At 67.2% G+C, this 21,498-nt stretch carries 21 protein-coding genes and 1 pseudogene; 13 read left to right on the forward strand and 9 right to left on the reverse strand.

From position 1 onward, the window contains the following. Nucleotides 1–96 precede the first annotated feature (96 nt). Nucleotides 97–1,299, forward strand: a complete 1,203-nt coding sequence (locus ACGFY5_RS43700; protein WP_392730875.1) for a bifunctional folylpolyglutamate synthase/dihydrofolate synthase — start codon at nt 97–99, stop codon at nt 1,297–1,299. 6 nt (nt 1,300–1,305) lie between these two features. On the opposite strand, the gene ACGFY5_RS43705 is transcribed toward ACGFY5_RS43700, so the two are convergent. Next, nucleotides 1,306–2,205, reverse strand: a complete 900-nt coding sequence (locus tag ACGFY5_RS43705) for a LacI family DNA-binding transcriptional regulator (RefSeq protein ID WP_392730877.1) — start codon at nt 2,203–2,205, stop codon at nt 1,306–1,308. A 223-nt stretch (nt 2,206–2,428) separates the two neighbouring features. Here ACGFY5_RS43705 and ACGFY5_RS43710 point away from each other — a divergent pair, with 223 nt between their 5' ends. Beyond that, nucleotides 2,429–3,340, forward strand: a complete 912-nt coding sequence (locus tag ACGFY5_RS43710) for a LysR family transcriptional regulator (RefSeq protein ID WP_392730879.1) — start codon at nt 2,429–2,431, stop codon at nt 3,338–3,340. Here the strand turns inward: ACGFY5_RS43710 and ACGFY5_RS43715 are convergent. Genes ACGFY5_RS43715 through ACGFY5_RS43745 form a run of 7 tightly spaced genes read right to left on the reverse strand, consistent with a single transcriptional unit; the run spans nt 3,325 to nt 9,073 of the window. After that, on the reverse strand, nt 3,325–4,509 hold the full coding sequence (locus ACGFY5_RS43715; protein WP_392730835.1) for a DUF3500 domain-containing protein: 1,185 nt from the start codon (nt 4,507–4,509) through the stop codon (nt 3,325–3,327). The genes ACGFY5_RS43710 and ACGFY5_RS43715 overlap by 16 nt on opposite strands. 14 nt (nt 4,510–4,523) lie before the next feature. Then, on the reverse strand, nt 4,524–4,916 hold the full coding sequence (locus ACGFY5_RS43720; RefSeq protein ID WP_392730836.1) for a RidA family protein: 393 nt from the start codon (nt 4,914–4,916) through the stop codon (nt 4,524–4,526). A gap of 3 nt (nt 4,917–4,919) precedes the next feature. Then, nucleotides 4,920–5,768, reverse strand: coding sequence for a fumarylacetoacetate hydrolase family protein (locus tag ACGFY5_RS43725; RefSeq protein WP_392730837.1), 849 nt, complete (start codon nt 5,766–5,768; stop codon nt 4,920–4,922). Next, nucleotides 5,765–6,241, reverse strand: a complete 477-nt coding sequence (locus tag ACGFY5_RS43730; RefSeq protein WP_392730839.1) for a nuclear transport factor 2 family protein — start codon at nt 6,239–6,241, stop codon at nt 5,765–5,767. The genes ACGFY5_RS43725 and ACGFY5_RS43730 overlap by 4 nt, the downstream gene beginning before the upstream one ends. Continuing rightward, entirely contained in the window at nt 6,238–7,020 is a 783-nt protein-coding gene (locus ACGFY5_RS43735; RefSeq protein ID WP_392730840.1) for an SDR family oxidoreductase, read from the reverse strand. Before ACGFY5_RS43735 ends, ACGFY5_RS43730 begins: the two co-directional genes overlap by 4 nt. Next, a complete protein-coding gene (locus ACGFY5_RS43740; RefSeq protein WP_392730841.1) occupies nt 7,021–8,301 on the reverse strand; it encodes an FAD-dependent monooxygenase in 1,281 nt (426 codons plus the stop codon). 31 nt (nt 8,302–8,332) lie between these two features. Next, entirely contained in the window at nt 8,333–9,073 is a 741-nt protein-coding gene (locus ACGFY5_RS43745; RefSeq protein WP_392730843.1) for a dienelactone hydrolase family protein, read from the reverse strand. Nucleotides 9,074–9,294: 221 nt separating this feature from the next. On the opposite strand from ACGFY5_RS43745, the gene ACGFY5_RS43750 reads away from it, so the two are divergent. Both ACGFY5_RS43750 and ACGFY5_RS43755 read left to right on the forward strand, forming a co-directional pair. Next, nucleotides 9,295–10,344, forward strand: a complete 1,050-nt coding sequence (locus tag ACGFY5_RS43750; RefSeq protein WP_392730845.1) for an amidohydrolase family protein — start codon at nt 9,295–9,297, stop codon at nt 10,342–10,344. A gap of 3 nt (nt 10,345–10,347) precedes the next feature. After that, nucleotides 10,348–11,646 (forward strand): DUF3500 domain-containing protein, encoded by a 1,299-nt coding sequence (locus tag ACGFY5_RS43755; RefSeq protein WP_392730846.1) that lies wholly within the window; start codon nt 10,348–10,350, stop codon nt 11,644–11,646. Here ACGFY5_RS43755 and ACGFY5_RS43760 read toward each other — a convergent pair. Further along, a complete protein-coding gene (locus ACGFY5_RS43760; protein ID WP_392730848.1) occupies nt 11,637–12,311 on the reverse strand; it encodes a GntR family transcriptional regulator in 675 nt (224 codons plus the stop codon). The two genes, ACGFY5_RS43755 and ACGFY5_RS43760, sit on opposite strands and share 10 nt — an antisense overlap. A 38-nt stretch (nt 12,312–12,349) precedes the next feature. Between ACGFY5_RS43760 and ACGFY5_RS43765 the strand changes: the two are divergent. From ACGFY5_RS43765 to purU, 9 genes and pseudogenes are all read left to right on the forward strand, one after another. Beyond that, nucleotides 12,350–13,045, forward strand: a pseudogene (locus tag ACGFY5_RS43765) (hypothetical protein); the annotation flags it as partial. Then, entirely contained in the window at nt 13,042–13,737 is a 696-nt protein-coding gene (locus tag ACGFY5_RS43770; protein WP_392730849.1) for a GntR family transcriptional regulator, read from the forward strand. The pseudogene ACGFY5_RS43765 and the gene ACGFY5_RS43770, both read left to right, overlap by 4 nt. Further along, nucleotides 13,738–14,523 carry a 2-oxo-hepta-3-ene-1,7-dioate hydratase gene (locus ACGFY5_RS43775; RefSeq protein ID WP_392730850.1) on the forward strand — a complete coding sequence of 262 codons (786 nt, stop codon included), beginning with the start codon at nt 13,738–13,740 and terminating at the stop codon, nt 14,521–14,523. After that, on the forward strand, nt 14,508–15,311 hold the full coding sequence (locus ACGFY5_RS43780; RefSeq protein ID WP_392730852.1) for an aldolase/citrate lyase family protein: 804 nt from the start codon (nt 14,508–14,510) through the stop codon (nt 15,309–15,311). Before ACGFY5_RS43775 ends, ACGFY5_RS43780 begins: the two co-directional genes overlap by 16 nt. 43 nt (nt 15,312–15,354) lie before the next feature. Beyond that, nucleotides 15,355–16,683: a PucR family transcriptional regulator gene (locus ACGFY5_RS43785; RefSeq protein ID WP_392730853.1), complete on the forward strand. Its 1,329-nt coding sequence runs from the start codon at nt 15,355–15,357 to the stop codon at nt 16,681–16,683. A 296-nt stretch (nt 16,684–16,979) separates the two neighbouring features. After that, a complete protein-coding gene (locus ACGFY5_RS43790) occupies nt 16,980–17,894 on the forward strand; it encodes a hypothetical protein (RefSeq protein ID WP_392730855.1) in 915 nt (304 codons plus the stop codon). A 331-nt stretch (nt 17,895–18,225) separates the two neighbouring features. Next, nucleotides 18,226–19,575 (forward strand): aminomethyl transferase family protein, encoded by a 1,350-nt coding sequence (locus tag ACGFY5_RS43795; RefSeq protein WP_392730856.1) that lies wholly within the window; start codon nt 18,226–18,228, stop codon nt 19,573–19,575. Beyond that, nucleotides 19,572–20,438 (forward strand): methylenetetrahydrofolate reductase, encoded by an 867-nt coding sequence (locus tag ACGFY5_RS43800; RefSeq protein WP_392730858.1) that lies wholly within the window; start codon nt 19,572–19,574, stop codon nt 20,436–20,438. The genes ACGFY5_RS43795 and ACGFY5_RS43800 overlap by 4 nt, the downstream gene beginning before the upstream one ends. Before the next feature lies 1 nt (nt 20,439). Then, nucleotides 20,440–21,345 carry a formyltetrahydrofolate deformylase gene (gene purU / locus ACGFY5_RS43805; RefSeq protein ID WP_392730860.1) on the forward strand — a complete coding sequence of 302 codons (906 nt, stop codon included), beginning with the start codon at nt 20,440–20,442 and terminating at the stop codon, nt 21,343–21,345. Nucleotides 21,346–21,498 lie beyond the last annotated feature (153 nt).

Raw genomic sequence — 21,498 nt, forward strand, 5'->3', positions numbered from 1 at the left:
GCCGGATCTTGCCGGAATCCAGCGCTACCTGTTCGCTGAGCTCCCGCCGATGCAGGCGACGGTGATGACCAGGCACGGTGTCGGCGTGCGGCGCGGCTGCTCGCGGACCTGGGCGACCCGCAGGACACCCTTCGGGTCGTCCATGTGGCCGGGACGGCCGGCAAGGGTTCGGTCTGCACTTTCCTGACCGCCGTGTTGGAAGCACATGGTCACCTGGTCGGCCGCTATCTCTCGCCGCATACCCATACGGTCCTGGAACGGTTCGCCCTGCGCGGCAGGATTGTCGACGCCGCGCGGCTCAGCAGGTACCTGGCCGACGTGCGCCGAATCGAACGTGAACGCCGAGGCGGCCCGGACGGCCCGGCCAGCATGTTCGAAGTCCTGACGGCGACGGCTTACGAGCTCTTTGCCCGGGAGGGCGTCGACTACGCGGTGATCGAAACAGGGCTGGGCGGTCTGCACGACGCGACCAACGTCGTCGGGCGAGCGGACAAGCTGGCCGTGCTGACCTCGATCGGGCTCGACCACATCGAGGTACTGGGCGAATCTCTTGAGGCGATCGCCGCGCAGAAGGCGGGCATCCTGCCGCTCGGCGGAGTAGCGGTGGCCGTCTCGTCAGGGCGGGAAGCCGACACGGTCGTGCGCGCGGAAGCGGTACGACGGCGCTGCCGGTTGGATCAGTATGAGCCGGCCGAGCTGGAGGGGGCCTCCGGAGCGCTTCGCCTGGGGCTTCCCGGCCGGCATCAGCAGGTCAATGCCGGGCTCGCGCTGAAGGCCGCCGCAGAGCTCGCGCGCCGCGACGGGTGGAAGTTCGACCCGGAGGTCGCCGCCCGGGGATTGGCCGCGGCCCAGTTGCCCGGCCGCTTCGAGCGTCGGCGATATGCGGGGCACCCGGTGATCCTCGACGGCGTGCACAACCCGATGAAGCTCACCGCGCTCATCGACGCGGTGGAGCAGGAGTTTCCGGGTAGCGCATCGATCTGGGTGATCGGCGTGAAGCCGGACAAAGACCTGGACGAGATCCTGCGCCTGGTGCGGCCCGCAGCCTCGCTCGTGATCGCGACGGAGTTCGGTGACGAAGCCGGGGCGAAGGCGGTATCGGCCGAGTACGTCGCCGCGACCGCAGCGCGCCTCGGCCTTCCCGCGGTTGAGGCATGGCGGGACCCCTCGGCAGCACTCACCCGGGCGGTCTCGCTCGCCGGCGACGACGTTCCGGTCGTCGTCACCGGGTCGTTCCACACCGTCGCCGCCGTCGGCAGGCGGCTGGCGGTTCAGCCGATCGCGGATCGAGCCGGCTAGGCCTCGTCACACGGACTCGCGGACCACGACGTGTGCCGGCGCAGCGATCAAACCGCTCTCGGTAAGGCCGAGTACCCGGCGGGCCGCCCGGCGGCCGTGGGCCTCCGCATCGATGTGCACCGTGGTCAGACCGGGCGAGGAGAGCGCGGCGTAGGCGGTGGCGTCGTACCCGATGACCGCTAGGTCACCGGGAACCCGCACGCCGAGAGCCGCGGCCGATTTGAGCACTCGCAGAGCCACCTCGTCGGTGAACCCCGCGATCGCCGTCACGGGCTCGTCACGCAAAAAGGCGCGCAACGTCTCGACGCCGCCGGCGTCCGGCTCAGGCATGGCGACCGATACCAGCGGCGGAAGCCCGAGACGCTCGACCGCCTGACGGGCGAACTCCTCACGGGCACGGGCGAAAGCGGTCTGATGCTCGGGCAGTGCCATCGCCAGGCGCCGATGCCCGCAGTCGGCGAGATGCCCCATCTGGATCGCGGTGTGTGCGGCGAGGCCGTCGGTCCAACCGCCGTCCGCGAGTTCGTTCCCCGAGGAATAGTTAGCGGCGAAGTCGATGATCGCCCGAGGCGACACCATGTGGGTCAGATGAGCGGTCGACTCGTCCGTGGGATGACCGTGTTTGACCACCAGAATGTGCTCGTGCAGGGCGAGCTCGTCGTCGAGGCCACTGATGTAGGAGCGCGAGTAATTGCCCTCCAGACGAGCGTCGACGTTGAGGACGACGATTCGTGAGGATCCTTCGCGCATGGCCCTGGCGATGGCGTGCGGCACGTAGCCGAGCTCTTTTGCTGCTCGGAGAACTCGCTCGCGGGTGGCCGGCGAGATCGTTTGAGTCGGGGTGTCGTTGATGACGAAGCCCACGGTGGCCTGAGACACCCCGCTGGCCGCGGCGACATCACGCATCGTCACGCGCCGACCGTCCATCGGGCCTCCCTCACGAGGTGGTCCCCGCCCGCCCACGACAGCGCCAAGCACGCTGGCCAGCAGGCCGGAAGTGAGAATACTACTTGGACGATCTAGTGACTCTAGTCTGCATCATTAGTGCGATCTAGTAGCACGCGCTGTGATGTCGGTCAGCGCGAATCGGTTCTCGGGAAGGTTGGCGAGGATGGATCAACTGCTCGTCATGCGTAGCCTCGTCGCGGTGGCGGAGACCGAGAGTTTCGCGAGTGCCGCCGACCACATGCGGACTTCCGCCTCGTCGGTATCGCGTCATGTGGCCAGCCTGGAGAAACATCTGGGAGTCCGGCTGGTCAATCGGACGGCCCGATCGGTGACCTTGACCGAGTACGGGTTGCAGTACAGCGGGTTCGCCCAGCGCATCATCCACGAGATCGAGGAGGAGGAGCGCAGCCTGGCCGGTCTGACCACGAGCATCACCGGTTCGCTGTCGGTGGTCTGTCCGAAGTGGCTGGGTGCTCTGGAGTTAGGTGACGCGATCGCCGCGTTCTCGGTCCGTTATCCCGAGATCGAGTTGCGCCTCGAGCTCGGCGGCGTGCAGGACCGGTCGTACGCGTTTCTGGATGAGGGCTACGACGTCTCGTTCCATACCCGTCCGCTTCGTGACTCGCAGATGCGCCTGCGCCGGATCGGTACATTGCCGTTCGTCTTGTGTGCCTCGCCGTCGTACCTGGACGAGCGCGGTCGACCGGAGGAAGTCGCGGCGCTCGCGGAGCACGATTGCCTTGCTCATGAACATGAGTCCTCGTGGCGCCTGGAACTCGACGGCCACCAGCAGGTGCGCAAGATTTTGCGCCGTACGTTCACGACGAACTCCTACCTGGCGCTGATGAAGGCCACCGAACGCGGCCGCGGCGTCGCGTTGCTGCCTCTCCGGCCGGCCGGCGACAGCATGAAAACTGGGGATCTGGAGGCGCTGTTCTCCGGTGCCCATGTTCAGGAGCGCTCCCTGTGCGCGGTCCACGGGCCGAGCCAGCGGGTGCCGAAGAAGGTCGAAGCACTACTCGACTTCGTCACGCAGTGGTTCAACGACCATCCGATGCCGGTGCCCGAGCCGCTGGCTCATGGTTTGACGTAGACCTGCGGCGGGTGCCAGGCCTGCGTCTGCAATGCATCGGCGTCGGTGGCGCGGGTGGAGACCAGCCGTCGCTCCAGGTGCTCGCCGTGGTGCCCGTGCCTGGTGTAGTGGTCGGTCAGCAGATCGTGGCCGAGGTCGTTGTTCAAGTCTCGCCAGACCGTGTGCTTGTGCTGGCCGGCGGCGACCGCGTTGTCGGCCTCGACCAGCAGATGCTGAGTGGAAACGCGGTAGTAGTGCGCCGTGTCGGGACGCGTGCCGCCGGCCCACGCGAAATGGAGCTTCCGGGGGTCCTCGCGGAGGATCTGGTCGCGGTACTGAGTGCTGATCTCTTCCGGGCCCGTCTCGACGTAATACAACATCAACTGCCGGACCGCGGCCACCTCGCTTGCGCTCAGGTCACTACCGCTCACGCCCGAGGGCGCGCTCTTGACGAAGCGGAGCTTGGACCGGTCGTGGTCGGTGATGGTGTAGCCGACGATGCCGAGGTCGACGTGGTCGGGCCACTCCTCGGCACCGACCTGGGGAACCTGGCGGGTGACGAAGTCCGCGGGTGCCACGTCGTGGATGACGGCGCGCTCGCGCAGATCCGGCGAGAGGGAGTTCAGGACGTCGAAAGCCATGCGGGCGGGCGCCCCGAGCGGGTCGAGGACGCCGGCCGGGATCGGCAGCGCGCCCATCGCGAGCGGGGTGACGGTCAGGTAGCGCTGGGCGACGATGGTGAAGTTGAGCGACAGATGGTGGCCGATGACGCGCCAGCCCCAGGTGTCCTCGAAACCCGGCCGGCCGAAGACAGTGAACCAGTAGGCGTCCGGGCTGCGAAATTCTCCGGCGATCACGCCGAACTCGCGGTCGATGACCTCGAGTTCGCGAAGGATGTTCTCGGTGGCCATCACCGCGAGGACTTGGCTGTAGCCGCGCAGGCTGAGGCCCGCCTTCAGCAACGTGTGCGCCAGCGTCTTCTGGTGGTTGTCGAGCTTGGTGAGCGGAACGCCGGTGCGGTCGGGCTTCGGGATGAAGTCCCAGTCGACCCGCCGTGGGTCACTCATGTCCGGGATGTGTATCTGGGCGCGCAGCTCGGGAGTCAGGGAATCCAGCAGCGCCCAGGTCGAGAAGAGCATCCGCTTGATCGCCCACGGTGCTTCGAAGTTCATGGTCGGGAGCTCGGGCATGGTTCCTTCTTCGGTCAGGGCGCGTCGCGGAGAACAGCGAGCAGCTCGCAGTGCATCAGCGCGTCGCCGTCCAGCTGTGCGGCGAGCGCTTGACGGGCCGGGCGGCAGGCGGGGTCGGGGAACATCGCCAGCCATTCACGGTTGAGTGCGGCTCGATCACGAGGATCGGCGAGGTAGAAGGTCATCTTGAGGATGTCGTCCGGGGTGCCTCCGGCGACCTCCAGCAATGTGCGGACGTGGCCGAAGACGTTGGCGCACTGCTGGTCCAGACCTGGGGGCATCTGCCTGGTCCGGGGGTCTCGGCCGGTAAGGGCGCCGGAGGCCAGGAACGGGCCGATTCTGCTGGCGACGGGAATCGGGTTGTTGTGCTTGAACCCGGGCATCTCGATGCTGACCCGTTCCGGCACTGCTCAGGCCTCCGCGACGATGTGGTTCTCCAGGGCGCCCAGCCCGGTGATCTCGGCGCGGACGACGTCGCCGACCTTCAAGAAGTTTTTGGTCGGCGCGCCGATGCCCGACGGTGTTCCGGTGGCGAGAATGTCCCCGGGCATGAGTGTGAAGACCTGTGACAGGTAGGCGATCTGCTCATAGATGTCGTAGATCATGTCGTTGGTCGACCAGTCCTGCCGGACCTGGCCGTTGACGGTCAAGGTCATGTGCAGGTCGAGCGGATCGGCGATCTCGTCGTCAGTCGTGAGCCACGGGCCGATCGGGCCGTGGGTGTCGAAGGACTTCCCGAGCGTGAAAGTGGGGGAGCGCTTCTGCAGCCAGTCACGTACCGACACATCATTGGCGACCACGTAGCCCGCGATCACGGACCGGGCGTCGGAGACGGAGACGTGCTTGCAGCGGCGGCCTATGACGACGCCGAGCTCGATCTCGTAGTCCAGCTCGTCGGAGAGATCCGGCTTCACGACGTCGTCGTGCGGGCCGACGATGCAGGAGACCTGCTTGTTGAACCACATCTGGCTGGTGGGAATCGTGATCCCCGCCTGGCGGGCTTCCTCGGCGTGCTGCGCGTAATTCATACCGATACCCAGATACTTCTGCGGATCGTCGATCGGGGCCAGGAGCTCGACCTCGGCCAGCGGGTACCGCTGACCGTCCGCAGCGAGAATCTGCTCTTTGAGCAGCGACAGGTCGGGGAGTATCGCGCGGAGGGAACCGCCGACCTCAGCGGAGACGTCGATGACCTGGTCGCCGTCGACCCGGCCGAGCCGGATCGGGCCCGAGTCGAGCGCGAAGCGTGCGATCTTCATGCCGGTACGCCCTTCTGAGTGATTTCCGTGTCGGCGATGCTCGCCCGTTCCGCGGCCGTGGCCGGCCACACGTGCTCACCGTCGGGCGTCATCTGGAAGCTGACGAAGCGCCAGGCGCCGTCCTCGCAGCGTCGCAAGACCTGGATGGCCTGGCCGCTGACGACGCGTGCGGAGCCGTCGGGGCTGCTTAGCCGGTTGGTCAGGCGTCCGGTCATGATCGCCGCGTCACCGATCAGCCGGAGGGTCAGCTCTCCCCGGGCGATGTCGAGATAGGCCTGCCGCGTCGCGACGTGCTCCAGCAGCTGCGCCTTGCTGTGGGTCAGACCGGGTGCGTGGGTGTGGACGAGCGACTCGTCGTAGAGATCGTCCAGAGCACTCAGATCGATGCTCAGCAGCGCCGCGCGACGGCGTTCTTCCACCGCGAGGAGTTCCGCCCGCGTAGCGGGATCGGCGTACACGAGAGGGTCGGTCATATCAGTCCTTCGTAGGTTCCGCCGTCCAGCTGGAGGTTCTGACCGGAGAGGTATCCGGCTTGTGCGGCGCAGAGGAATGCGCACGCGTCGCCGAACTCCTCGGGCCGGCCGAGACGGCCGGCGGTGATTGTCGAGGCGATCCGGGATCGGGCCTCCGTGCGGTCGATTCCGGCCGACGTCATAAGCCGCTGTGCCATGAACTCCTGGCGAGGCGTGTCGATGCGTTCGGGCAGCAAATTGTTCACCGTGACGTTGTCGCGAGCGACGTCCTTGCTGATGGACTTGCTGATGGCGGTGAGGGCCGAGCGGGCGGAGGCCGACAGGCCCATCTCGTACGCCGGGCTTTTCACCATCGCCGAGGTGATGTTGACGATGCGGCCGAAGCTTCGCGCCCGCATCCCGGGGATGTAGGCGCGCATGAGCTCCACCGCCGGGACCAAGTGGGCCCGTGCCGCTTCGATCAGCGCGTGCTCGTCCCAGTCATCGAGGCCGCCGGGCCGCGGACCGGCGTTGTTGGTAACCAGGATGTCCACGTCGGGCACCGCGCTGGTGATCGCCGCGCGTCCGTCGGCCGTGGTGAGGTCCGCGGTCACCCCGCGGACGCCGGCCCCGGGCAGTTCGGCACGTAGCGAGGCGAGGGCGTCCGCGAGTTTGGTCTCGTCTCGGCCGTTGAGGATCACCGCCACCCCTTCACGGGCCAGCGACCGGGCGCACGCGTAGCCCAGCCCTTGGGACGAGGCAGCGAGGAACGCGGTGCGACCGGCCAGACCGAGGTCCATCTAGCGGTACGCGTGCTCGGTGCGGAAGCCGGTGGTGTCGCCGGCCTCGAACCCGGGGCGCGGCTGACCCACCAGCGCGTGGTACTTGCTGAAGATCGCGTCCGCCTCGGCCAGCGGAAGGACCTGCTCAATGTCGGTGAAGCGCTTACCACCGGTGCGGTCCTCGACCATTCGTCGGATCACCTCGTAGCCTTCGCCCCGGTGCGCCATCACGATGCCGTTGACCGCCTTGAGGCGCTGATTCTCGAAGGCCTGGAGAGCGGCCGAGACGTCGTCGGTGGTGGCCAATTTCTCGGCCAGGACGCCGCCGTCGACGATCGCCTGGCACGCGCCGTTGCCGCCCCGGGGGTACATGGCGTGCGCGGCGTCTCCGATGAGGATCATCCGCCCGTCGGTCCAGGTGTCGAGCGGCTCGTGGCGGATGAGGGGAAACAGGTAGACCTCGCGGGCGTCCCGCATCAGCTTCTGCACGTCCAGGTGGACGATGTCGCACTCGTCGTAGTAGTGCATGACCTCGTCGACGGTGCCCCGCTGATTCCAGTCCTCGACCGACTCGTCCCTCATGGCCTCGACGACCCAGTTGACCAGCACTTTGCCGGTGCCCTCGAAGTCGTTCGCGATCGGGTAGACGATCATGCTCGAGCTCTGCGGTGCGCCGATGTGCAGGATCGTGCCGCCGCTGCCGAACGGCTCCATCAAGGTCGTGCCCCGCCACATCGTGATGCCCGAGTACACCGGCTCGGAGTGATGGGGGTGCATCTGCTGGCGGAGGGCGGACTTGATGCCGTCAGCCGCGATGGCCAGGTCCGCGGTGACCTGCGTGCGCTGACCGTCGTGGTCGACCAGATCGAGGGTGACCTTGTCGTCGTGGTTGGTGTAGCCGACGCAGCGGACACCGTGGACGATCGAGTCCTGACCGAGGCGCTCGAGAACGGTGCGGTAGAGCAGCATCTGCAGGTAACCGCGGTGGACGAACCGCTGCTCGTGGAGGTAACCCATGTGTACGCCGCAGAGTTCGGCATAGATCTCCTGGCCGTACTTGTTGTAGAAGATCGAGTCCTTCGCGTCGACCGAGATCGCCCGGAACTCCTCCAGGAGCCCGAGATCCTCAAGTTCCTTGGTGCCGTAGACCTTGACGTCGATGCCGACGCCGAGCGGCTTGAGCTCGGGCACGGCCTCGTAGATCCGGGGCCTGAAGCCTCGCTGGTGCAGGCGGAGGGCGGCAGCCAGCCCGGCCGGGCCGGCGCCGATGATCGCGATGTCGAATGAGCTGTCAGGCATGGAGAACGTCCTCGGTTCGGGGTGCGGGAAGTCAGGCGCTCGGGAGGGGATTGCCGAACTCGCGGAGGAAGCTCAGCGTCGCTGCCCACGCCCGTGCGGTGCTCCGCGCGCTGTAAGCCACGACGTCGGGCCGGGGGGAGTCTTTGACCATCGGGCTGGTGAAGGCGTGGACCGTGTCGCTGTACACGTGCAGCTGCCAGTCGACGCCGGCAGTGGTCATCGCAGCGGCCAGCCGCGAGCGCATCTCGGCGGTGCCCATGGGGTCGGCATCCCCGCCGATCACCAGAACCGGGGCGGACGCGGCCTGCGACCAGTCGAACTCGATGATGTCCAAGCCGCCGTGGACGCTGATCACGCCGGCGACCTGGGTGCCGGTGCGCACCAGCTCCAGCGCGGACGATCCGCCGAAGCAGTAACCGAGCACGACGACGCCACGTCCGCTGGTTTCCGGCTGCTCCAGCAGCGCGGTGTGCGCGGCGCGGATCCGGCCGAGCCAGCGGTCGCGCTCGGCGGCCATTTCGCCGATCAGCGGACCGAATTCAGCCGCGTCCCTGGGGAGAAGCCGGTCGCCCCAGACGTCGGCGACGAAGACCGGATGTCCGCGGAGGGCGAGCCGGGCGGCAAGATCGGTGACGTGCGTGGTCACCCCGTATGCGTCGGGAACCAGCAGGACGGCGGCCAGCTCGCTGCCGGTCTCCGGTGAGCACAGGTAGCCGAGCATGCGGGTGCCGTCATGCCGGTACTCGACGTCGCGGGTCGACAAGTCACTCATGGCGGGAACCGTAAACGAAATCATGTACGATTTCAAACACGAATTTGCTTGTGCGGGAGCCGTCTTCACACTAGATTCCGTATTAGATTTCGTACACGATCTACATGATCGCTGGTCAGAGCACATTCGGCCGACATGGTAACGATAAGTTACCGGCGACAGCTCCCGCGCTCACTTCGATGCCGGACCAGCCCAACCCACGACGAGAGTGGATCCCTCCCATGGCCGTTGTCGACATCAACATCCACCACCTGCCGGAAGACCTGTTCTCCAACCCGAAGATGCTCAACGGCTTCCTGGACAGCGCCCCGCGTGGTTTCGGCGAGATCGCCCGGGTCGCGCAGCTGGAGGACGGCCGGCAGCAGCTGATCCTCGAGAAGCCCGCCGGGTACCAGAACCTCAACTACGTCGACGGCGACTACAGCGCCGAGGCGAAGCTCGCCGCGATGGACGAGGCCGGCGTCGACTACGGCATCATGCGGGTCCCGGTGTGGCAGGAGTGGTTGCCGCTAGAGACGTGCAAAGAGGTCAACGACAACGCCGCGGAGATCGTCAAACGTTCCCACGGTCGGCTGTTCGCCACCGCGTGCGTGCCCCCGTGGGGCGGCAAGGAGAACGTCTACGAGCTCGAGCGGTGCGTCAACGAGCTGGGCGTCGTCGGGGTGCAGCTGGCCTGCCACTACGGCCAGCTCTACCTGGACGACGCGGTGTTCGAGCCCTACCTAAAGACCATCGAGCGGCTGGACATCCCCGTCATCGTCCACCACACGCCGCTGCCGGTGGAGTGGAAGACCGTCATCGACTACACCAACCTCCGCCGCGAGTTCGGCCGCATCACCGACCAGGCCACCGCGGTCGGCCGCGAGCTGTTCAGCGGCATGTTCGACCGGATGCCGGGCCTGCGCTTCATCCACACCATGCTCGGCGGCAACTGGTTCGCCAACACCGCGCTGATGACGCCGCACGCGTCGAACAAGAAGGAAGCGATCACCCGCCTGGACCCGACTGGCGGCGAAAAGATCAAGAGCTACCTGGAGAACAACATCTTCTTCGACCTGACCCACCCGCATTCGTGGGGCAAGGACCAGGTCGAGTGCGCGATCAAGGTCAATGGTGCCGACCACTACATGTTCGGATCGTCCTTCCCCGTCTTCTACGGCTGGATGAGCCAGGGCGTGGAATTCCTGCAGAAGACGATCGAGATGAGCGACGAAGAGCGGGAGCAGGTGCTCTTCGGCAACGCCAAGCGCCTCTTCTCATTGCCGATCTGACCTATGAGTCGACACCCGGACCAGGACATCGACGGCTTCTTCTCGACCGCCCGCGTGGCCGGTCGGGAAGGAGTGGTCGAGCTGCCGACCGACGGCTACACCCATTACCTGCTCGACCACGACGATCCCAAGCTCGCCGACGTGCGCGGCATGAGCTACGACGAGTTCACGCAGGACCGCTATCAGGCGCCGTTCCTCCAGGATCTGCTGGTGTATTGGCGCTCGCTGTACGACGAGCCGTTCGCCGGCATCACTTCCGACGGGGTGGTGCGGCCAGGCCTGTACGGCCTGCCGGAGTCTCCGGAGGCCGACTCCGCTCAGCACCGGGCGGCCGAGCGGATGCTGGCCGGCCTGACCGACGCCGAACGGCAGTCGGTCAGGTATCCGCTCGACGCGGCGGAGTGGCGCGCCTGGAGCAACCCGGAGTTCGTGGTCCACCGCGTGGGGCTACGTCTGGAGGACCTCGAGACCGAGAAAGTCGACGCCGTCCTCGAACTGGTGCGTGCCTCGCTGAGCCCCGAGGGCTACGAGCGGGTCACCGAGGCCATGGCGCTCAACGGCTTCCTCGGCAAGCTCGTCGATCTGCCGACGGTGATGAACGACCGCAGCTACTGGTTCTCGGTGTTCGGCACGCCGGACCCACTCGAACCCTGGGGCTGGCAGCTGTTCGGCCATCACGTGGCCGTCAACTTCGTCTCGGTCGGTGGCCGTCACGTGATCGCGCCGGTGTTCCTCGGCGCGGAGCCGGCCGTCACCGAGGAGTACCCGCCGCTGTTCGCTGACCGCGAGCAGATCGCACTCAGACTGGCCGGCTCACTGTCTCCCGGGCAACGGGACGACGCGGTGGTGTACGACTCCGTCCTGGACCCGGCGATGCCCGAGGGCCGGCTCCATCCCGCCGACGAGCGGCACGTCGCCGGCGCCTTCCGGGACAACCGCGTCATCCCCTACGAGGGCATCCGTGCCTCGGCGCTGGACGCGCAGCAGCAGGGTTGGCTGCGCGGCATCGTGGCCGATTTCCTCGTGCTGCTGGTCGAACCGCAGCGTGCCGCGACGCTCGCCGAGTACGACGCGCACCTCGACGAGACGTACTTCTCCTGGTATGGCGCCACCGACGGCTCGCAGCCGTTCTACCTCCGTGTCCACAGCCCGGTGATCCTCGCCGAGCTGGATCACCATGCCGGAGTCTGGCTGACCAACCGGCTGCCGGCCCGCTTCCATGTGCACACCACGCTGCGGCACCCCAACGGCAACGACTACGGTCGTGCGCTGATCGCCGCGTGGGGGGTTGATCAGGCGTGACGTACAGCGCCGTTGCGCCGGGACACCTCGACGTCGTATCGGGTCACCGCCTCCACGGTACGGAGCTCGTGCTGCCTGGCCGCGGTCTCGATCGCTTCGGAGTCGGCGCCGGACTCAATGAGCTCGAGCAGGTGCTCGTGCTCGGCCAGGGAGGCTTCCGCGCGGCCGGGCGCATACCAGAACGCGGACTTGCGAATCACTTCCAGGCGCGCCCACTCGCTGTTGACCATCGAGACGAGGCGTTCGTCCCCGGCGCGCGAGGCCAGCAACTCGTGGAACTCCCGGTTGAGGTGACCGAACCGACCGGGGTCGAAGGCCGCCAGCGATTCCGCCATCTGCCGGTTCAACGCGCGCGCGCCGTCGAGATCGGCCTTCGACAGGTGGGGAGCGGACAGGGCGGTCGCGTACCCACCGATCCGGGCCAGCAAGCTGAGCCCCTGCTGCCAGGCATCGGTGTCGAAGGAGCGGACGACCGCCCCGACGTTGGGGACCATCTCCACCCAACCCTCGGCCTCGAGCCGCCGAAGGGACTCCCGCCACGGCACCGAACTGATCGCGTGCTCGCGGACGAGCTGATCGATGACCAACCGATGCCCGGGTCCGTACGTGCCGTCCATGATCCGCTCTTTCAGGATCTGGAACGACTGCTCGGCCTTGGTGGGCATGAAGCGAATCCTACCGAGGGGAGTACCCGGTGACCTCTCCGCTGTCCGCGGCGCTGCGGGACAAGCTGCTGCGCGCGCCTGCGGCCGGGCTCTCCGCGCAACTGCGCAAACGCGGGTTGAACCACGTCACGATCGATGGACTGCATCCCCTGCCCGGCAGCGCCAAGATCGTCGGTTCGGCCCGGACCCTGCGCTACGTACCGTTCCGGGAGGACCTGTTCGCCAGTCACGGCGGCGGCTACAACGCACAAAAGCGTCTCTTCGACGCGGTGGAGCCGGGCGAGGTCGTGGTCATCGAGGCACGGGGCGAAACCGGCGCGGCGACCTTGGGTGACGTCCTGGCATTGCGCGCGCATGCGCGGGGTGCGGCCGGCATCGTGACCGACGGTGGGGTGCGGGATGCCGAAGCGGTCGCCGCGGTAGGTCTCCCGGTTCATACCGCCGGGAACCATCCCGCGGTACTCGGCCGGCGGCACGTCCCGTGGGACCACGACCTGACCATCTCCTGCGGTGGTGCGACCGTGCAGCCCGGTGATGTGATCGTCGCCGACAGCGACGGTGTCGTCGTGATCCCGCCCGGGCTGGCCGAGGAGGTGGCCGACGCTGCGCTCGCCCAGGAGGACGAGGACGCCTGGATCGCCGAGCAAGTGAAGTCCGGACACGCTCTCGACGGCCTGTTCCCGCTGAACGCGGACTGGCGCGCCCGGTACGAGGCCTCGCGGGCGAGCCAGTGAGCCCGGCGGCCGACGCGAGCAAGTCGCAGATCGCGTACCGCTGGATCCGCGAACGCATCGCGACGGGAGCCTTCGGCCCCGGCTACCGGCTGGTCCTGAGCGCGCTGGCCGCCGAGTTGTCCATGAGCGTCGTACCGGTGCGCGAAGCCGTGCGCGCGCTGACCGCCGAAAGGCTGGTGACCTTCGAGCGGCACGTCGGCGCTCGCGTGGCACTCGTCGACGGCGCCCAGTACCGCTTCGCCATGCAGACGATCAGCATGTTGGAGGGGGCCGCGACCGCGCTGGCCGCGCCGTTTCTCACCGCCGAGGACATCGCCCGCGCACGCGAACTCAACGACGTGGTCCGGCGGGGACTGCCCGACCTGGACCCGCGGGTCTTTCGTGCGGTCAACCAGGAGTTGCACCGCACGCTCTACGCACGCTGTCCCAACCCGCGTCTGCTGGAGCTCCTCGGGGCCGAGTGGATACGGCTCGGCAACCTGCCCGACTCGATCACCGGCCTCGTCGCCGGGCGGGCCGCCGCGGTGGTCGACGAACATGCCGCGCTCATCGACCTGATGGAGAGCGGGGCGGCTGCCGACACGATCGAGCGCGCCGTGCGCCGTCACCGCGCCGGTTCGGTGACCGCAGACCTGGCCGTGCGTCATCCCGAGACCGGGTCGTGCGAACTGCCAGTCCCCGAGGGAGCCTGAATGCTTGCCCCACAACTCATCGCCGACCTGGCTGCCGAACTGTCGGAAGCACACCATCGACGCGGCACGGTGCCCCGGATCACCGCTCGATACCCGGAGGCCACGGTTGAGGACTCCTACGCCATCCAGAGTGCCTGGCGCGAGAAGGAACTCGCGGCCGGCCGCCGTCTGACCGGGCGGAAAATCGGGCTGACGTCCAAGGCGATGCAGTCGGCCACCGGCATCACCGAACCGGACTACGGCGTGATCTTCGGAGACACGGTCTGGGAGAACGGAGCGGTTCTCCCGTTCGACGACTTCTCCAACGTGCGGGTCGAGGTCGAGCTGGCGTTCCTCTTGGATTCACCGCTCCGGGGTCCGCACTGCACGCTCTTCGACGTGCTCGACGCCACGCGGTACGTCGTGCCCGCTCTGGAGATTCTCAACTCCCACATCGAGCTTCAGGGCCGCACGATCGTCGACACCATCGCCGACAACGCCGCCTACGGCGCGACTGTGGTCGGGGGAAACCCCACCCGCCTTGACACGGTCGACCTGCGCTGGATCTCCGCGCTGCTCTACCGCAACCAGACCATCGAGGAGAGCGGTGTCGCCGCCGCGGTCCTCAACCACCCCGCCACCGCTGTGGCGTGGCTGGCCAACAAGCTCCATCAGCACGGCAGCCGGCTCGAAGCCGGAGAGCTGATCCTGGCGGGCTCGTTCACCCGCCCGATGTGGGTGTCACGCGGCGACACCGTCTTGTGCGACTACGGACCGATGGGAACCATCTCATGCCGATTCCAATAACCCCCACCCTGCGTGACGTTCTCGCGTCGCGGACGCGGCCCCTGGCCGGCATGTGGGTTTGCAGCGGCAGCCCGGTGGTCGCCGAGATCTGCGCGGGAGGAGGACTCGACTGGCTGCTCATCGACATGGAACACGCCCCCAACGGCTTGGAGTCGGTGCTCTCCCAGCTGCAGGCGGTCGCGGCCTACCCGGTCAGCCCGGTGGTGCGCGTTCCGTCCGCCGACCCCGTCGTCATCAAGCAGGTCCTTGATTTAGGGGCGCGAACCATCCTGGTGCCGATGATCTCCTCGGCGGCGGAGGCCGAACACGTCGTCGCGGCCGCCCACTACCCGCCCCGCGGCCGTCGGGGCGTCGGCTCGGCACTGGCCCGCTCCGCACGGTGGAACCGCATCGAGGGCTACCTCACTGACGGCGCCTCCCACGTCTCGGTGTTGGTGCAGATCGAGTCCGCGGACGCCGTGGCCGCCGCCGCCGAGATCGCCGCAGTGGAGGGGATCGACGGCGTGTTCGTCGGCCCCTCCGACCTGGCCGCGTCGATGGGTCTGATCGGTCAGCAAACCCATCCGGAGGTGACCGCCGCCGTCCGCAGCACCTTCGCGAAGGTGATCGCCGCTGGCAAGCCCGTGGGGGTCAACGCCTTCGACCCGGTAGTCGCCGAGGAGTACCTGACGGCTGGCGCGTCCTTCGTCCTGGTCGGCGCGGACGTCGCGGTGCTGGCCCGAGCCTCCGAATCCCTCGCCGTGCAGTTCAGCGCATTTCCGCCCATAAATTCGACGTCGCCGAATTAGAGCCTAGTGACACCGGCGAGCCCGCATTCCGTGCAATGAATGGTTGCGATCGGGCCAGGGTGATTCGGCGAAAACCGATGTTAGCGTCGTTTGCATGACAGCAATGCCGCTGGCGCGTCAAGAAATTCACCGCGAAAACGTCGCCCTGCGACGGCTCGTCACGGCTTACCGGCATCTGTCCAGCCTGACGGGCCAGGAGCTCAGCCTGGCCGCAGTCGTCGACACGACCGCGGCGCGCGCTGACACCACGGTGGCAGTAGTCGACGACCAACTGTCGATCCTCGCCGTGGCCGGGCCCGGAACGCCCGACGGTGACGTCGCGCGACGGTTCCGCGACTGTCTACGCAAGCCCCAACTCTCACACGGGCTGGCGCTGGCGGAATCCACCCGGAGCGCAACGCGTGTCTCGGACATCGATGGCGAGCCACCGATCGTCGTGGCTCCCGTCGCCGTGGGTTCTGCTGTCCCCGCCTACGTCTTGGCGTTCGACGAACCTTCCAGCGGGCTCGGAGATTTCCGGCTGTTCCTGACCGAGCACGCCGCATCGATTTGCGGAACAGTCCTCGGCCGCGAGCGCAGTGCTGCGACCGCGTCGACTCAGGTCCGCGGCGACCTGGTGGAAGGGCTGCTGTCCGGCCGGGGCGGCGACGCCGAACAGATGCGGCGTTGGGCGGCCTATCTGGGCTATGACCAGGGCCGCAGCCATCGGGTGATCGCGCTGACGGTCGTCGGCAGCGACGAGGCCGCCCGCCGGGCGGCCGCGGCGCTGAAGCAGTTCCTCGCCGAGCGCCAACCGACCGCCGTCAGCACCGTGCGGAGACACGAGGCCGTGGCGATTGTGGAGGAGGACGGGCCCGCTGCGACCCGGTCGCACGCCGTAGCGGCTTCCTGCATCGACCACCTCCGCAGCGTGTCCGCCGACGTCGTGGTCACCGCCGGCATCGGTGGGACTTGCCGGGCCGCGGGACAGATAGCGGAGTCCTACGACGGAGCCCGGAAGACGGTGGAGATCCTCGGACGGATGGGACGGTCCGACGTGGTCATGGCGCTGGAAGATCTCGGGGTGCACCGCCTGCTTCTCCAGGTCGCCGACCCGGCCCAGTTGCGGGACTTCGTTCGGGAGGTCTTCGGTGGAGTGCTGGAGCACGCCAAGGGCAGCGCACGTGACTACCTCCCCACCCTCGCCTGCTACTTCCGCGCCAACAACAGCCCGCAGCGCGCGTCAGCGGAATTGCACGTCCACCCGAACACCGTCAGCTATCGTATTCGCCGCCTGGAAGAGCTGACCCAGCTGGACTTCCACGTCTACCGGGATCGGCTGATGGCGCAAGTCGCATTGGAAATTCTGGACGTCGTCGGCGATACGCTCTGACGTATTCGGCCATTCCGTAACCCTCCTCCCTCGCGTGACGTTCGAGTCCGCGGCGGATTCTGTCTGCAATCGAGAAAGCAGGATCGTTCATGTCGACGACCATCCGTGCTGAGCATGTCGGGAGTCTGCTGCGCTCTCCGGAATTGCTGACCGCGCAGGCTCAGCACTCACGCGGAGAAATTTCGGACGCGCAACTCGGAGCCGCAGAAGACGCGGCAGCGTTAGCAGTCATCAAACTTCAGCGGGACGCCGGAATCGAGCTGTTCACCGACGGTGAAGTGCGACGTGAGGATTTCATGGCTTCCGTCGCCGAGACGGTCGGTGGTCTCGTCCCGGTGGACCCGTCGAGGGCGAGGCCGCCTCGCTGGCACCGAGACTCCGATGGTGCCGAGGTCGAGAGCGACAGTGCAGTGGCCGGAGAGGCCATCGGAGCACCGCTTTACCGCAAGACTCCGCTGTCGCTGACCGAGGCGGCTTTCCTGTCGAAGTTCGCGCCGGGCTCGTTCAAGATCACGATGGCCAGCCCGACGATGGTCGGGAACCTGTGGCGGCCGGGTGTATCGGACAAGGTGTACCCGACGCGTTGGGACGCGGTCGTGGCGATGGCGGAGATCTTCTGCGCGGACATCGAAGCCTTGCTCGAGAGCGGTGCGACGTGGCTCCAGCTGGACTCGCTCGCGTACTGGCCGAACATCGATCCGGATGCGGCGAAGCTCCGGCGGATCACCGACCTGGACGACCACCTCAGTCACATCATCAGCACCGACAACATGCTGATCAACGCGGCGAAAAGCAAGAGCCCGTCCGCCACGGTCGCCATGCACTTCTGTCGCGGGAACATGCGTAGCGCGTGGGCGATTCAGGGCGGCTACGAGCCGATCGCAGAGCGGGTGTTCAGCGAGGTCGAGGTAGATCGATTCCTGCTCGAGTACGACACGGAGCGATCGGGCGGCTTCGAGCCGCTGCGCTTCGTGCCTCCGGGCAAGGTGGTGGTGCTCGGCCTGGTGTCGTCCAAGACGCCGGAGCTCGAGTCGATGGACGACCTCCGGCGTCGGATCGATGAGGCTGCGAAGTACGTACCGCTGGATCAGCTCGCCCTGAGCCCTCAGTGCGGGTTCGCCTCGACCAAGTACGGCAACCAGCTCACGGTGGACGATCAGCGTCGCAAGCTCGAGCTCGTCGTGCAGACCGCGGACATGGTCTGGGGCTGACCAGACGGCATAAGAGAGTCTTTTCAGCAATGAGGAAGCCGGCGGGAGAACACCGCCGGCTTCAGCTGTCAAGGGCTGAATCGTTTTCCCGGCGTTGATGAAGAGCGCGCGTCGGTGCGTTCCGCAGTGATGACAGGGCCGCCGCCCGTCAATTGTCGTACAGCACAAGATGTAACCAATGCCTTGGCATGCCATCAGGCGTACGGTACGGTACAGTACGCGGATGACGGAAAGTCGTGGATCGGCCCCGTCCGGGCAGCGGCTGCTGCGACCGCAATTCACAGCGGCAATTAACGGGCCGCGCCACTTTCTTGGTGAGAGGAATGGGGCTATGGCAGCACCCAGCCTTCAGGACGGTATCGATCAGGCCGGTTCGGCCGTCAAGCTGTTATGGAAGCCGAACGGCGCACCGTTCCTGCCGGAAGTGGTGGAGCGGGAGTATTCGGGTTGGCGTGTCGAGCAGCGAGCCTGGCACGAGGGCGTCGCTCTGCTGAATCTGTCCCACCACATGTTCGACACGTTCCTCGAGGGCCCCGACGCCACGCGTCTGCTCGCGGCGATCAGTGCGAACAATTATGAGAAGTTCGCCATCGGTCAGGCGAAGCAATTCGTACCGGTTACCGAGCGGGGAAACATCATCACCGATGGCATCCTGTTGCGCGAGGCTTCGGAGAAGTACACGCTCAGCGGCATTCCGGCCGCTCAGAACTGGGTGAAGTACCACGCGGACCAGGGCGGCTACGACGTCACGTACTCGACCGACCCGTCTTCGAAGTTCCGCGACGGGGCCGCGCCGGTCCTTTTCCGTTACCAGATCCAGGGTCCGCTGGCCCGGGACCTGGTCGAGCGGGCGTTCGGCGGACCGCTACCGGAGACGAAGTTCTTCCACAGCTCGCCCGTGCGCTTGGCCGGTCGTGAGTTCCGCGCGTTCCGGCACGGCATGGCCGGACAGGCGGGATACGAGTTCGTCGGGCGCTGGGAAGACTCCGACGCGGTCAAGGAAGCTCTCGTCCGGGCCGGCGAACCGCTGGGCCTGATCTTCGTCGGCGCCCGCGCCTATGCCACCGCGAACGTCGAGGGCGGCTGGATCCCGTCGCCGGTCCCGGGCATCTACACCGACCCCGAGCTGGCCGACTACCGGCAGTACGTCCCGTTGTACGGCATCGAGGGTCAGCGACCGCTGCACGGCAGTTTCTTCTCCGAGAACATCGAGGACTACTACGTCACGCCGTACGAGCTGGGCTACGGGCGGTTCCTCTCGTTCAACCACGACTTCATCGGCCGCGACGCGCTGCAGAAGGCCGGGGAGAACGTCACCCGCAGCAAGGTGACGCTGGTCTTCGACGCGGACGACGTGCGGCGCGTCTTCGGTGAGGACCCGGGCTTCGTTCTGGACTACGCCCGCTACCGGGTGGAAAAGGGCTCGGAGCTGGTCGGCATGACGTACCAGACCGCGCTGCTGGACCCGGCCGGGGCGGTTCTCTCGCTCGCGATCCTCGACAACGGCTCGGTCGAGACCGGCACCGAGGTCGAAGTGGTCTGGGGACAGCACCCCGGTCCCGGCGCCGCCCCGGACGCCGACTACGGCTACCAGCGCCTGCGCGCCACGGTCGCCCCAGCTCCGTACAACGAGCACGCGCGGGACGTCTACCGCCGCAACGCCACGAGCGGTGCGCGATGACCGCGTCCCCGATCGAGTCGGCCGCGGCGGTGGTCTCGCTGCTGGACGACTACTCGCTGGAGATGACGGGCAAGGACGTCCCGAAACTCGACGAGGCCAGAGCGACGATCCCCGCAGGCACCCGGGTCAACGTCACCTTCCTGGGTAACGAGGACCTGCAGATGCGGCTGAGCGCCGCTCGGGCGGTGGCTCGGTGGGGCTTCGTGCCGGTCCCGCACATCTCCGCCCGGCGACTGGCGTCCCAGGCCCAGTTGGAGGAGTTCCTCGGTGCGCTGGCGGAGAGCGGCGTCAACGAGAACGTCTTCACCGTCGCCGGCGACCCGGCAAAGCCTGAGGGGCCGTACGAGGATGCGCTGGCAGTCATCCGCTCGGGTCTGCTCGAGCAGCACGGCGTACGGCACGTCAGCATCTCCGGCTACCCCGAGGGGCATCCCGACATTCCCGGTCCGTCGCTCTGGACCTCGCTGGAAGACAAGGCTGCCGCGCTACGCGAGCAGAGTTTGCCGGGCACGATCATCACGCAGTTCGGGTTCGACTCCGATGCCGTTCTGACGTGGGTCGAAGCGGTCCGCGACCGAGGGATCGACCTTCCGATCCGGATCGGCGTACCCGGTCCGGCGGGCGTCCGCCGCCTGATGACCTACGCAGCGCGGTTCGGCGTCGGGACCAGCACGAGCATCGCGAAGAAATACGGGCTGTCGATCACGAATCTGATGAGCACTGCCGGCCCGGACAAATTCCTCCACGCGCTGGCCGGCGGCTACGACCCGGCCCGGCACGGCGTCCTGAAGCTGCACTTCTACACCTTCGGCGGAATGAAGGCCACGTCCGAGTGGGTCGTGGACTTCAAGAAGGGGGCCTGAGGTGACACTCGCTCAGGTAGCCGAGCGTGCCGTGACCGCGGCCGCGCTTGCCGACGATCGGGCCTCGCTGCTCGTCCACGGCACGGACCGCACCGGTATCGTCGCGGCGGTCGCGTCGGTACTGACGGCGCACGACGCGAACATCGTCTCGCTGGACCAGTACTCCGACGATCCGCAGGGCGGAGAGTTCTTCCAGCGGACAGTGTTCCACCTGGACAACCTCAAGGTCACGCTTCCGGATCTGGAGGCGGACCTCGCGGCGAAGCTCGCCGATCTCGGGCTGTCTTACCGGCTGAACGACCTGTCGGTACCCAAGCGGATGGCGATCTTCGCGTCGAAGTCCGACCACTGCCTGCTCGACCTGCTTTGGCGGCAACGCAACGGTCAGCTCCCGGTGACCATCCCGATGGTCATCTCCAATCACCCGGACGTCGCCGAGGAAGTCCGCAACTTCGGCATCCCGTTCTTCCACGTGCCCTCGCCGGCCGGACCGGACAAGTCGTCGGCCGAGGCCGAGCACCTGCGGCTGTTGCGCGGGAACGCGGACTTCGTCGTCCTGGCTCGCTACATGCAGATCCTGTCGGGCGACTTCATCGCCGGCGTCGGCATGCCAGTCATCAACATCCACCACTCGTTCCTGCCGGCTTTCATCGGTGCCGGCCCGTACGCGAAAGCCAAGGAACGCGGGGTCAAGCTCGTGGGGGCGACCGCGCACTACGTCACCGAAGATCTGGACGAGGGCCCGATCATCGAACAGGACGTCGTCCGGGTGAACCACGCGGACACGGTCGCCGACCTGCAGCGGCGCGGGGCCGACGTCGAGCGCGCGGTGCTCTCCCGCGCAGTGCAGTGGCACAGCGAGGACCGTGTGGTCCGCCGTGGAAACAGCACGGTGGTGTTCGTCTAGTAACGCCTCGGCCGACAGGCCGACGCTCCGGGTGGTGGGGGGGCGGGGGGGGGGGGGGCCCCCCCCCCCAGGGGGGGTGCCCGTAGTTTAGTAGCGCGAACCCCGGGAAACCCAACGCCACCCCCCACAAACACAACCGGGGGAGACACACCC

Origin of the sequence: Cryptosporangium sp. NPDC048952, assembly GCF_043197895.1 — a bacterium.
Taxonomy (GTDB): Bacteria; Actinomycetota; Actinomycetes; order Mycobacteriales; family Cryptosporangiaceae; genus Cryptosporangium.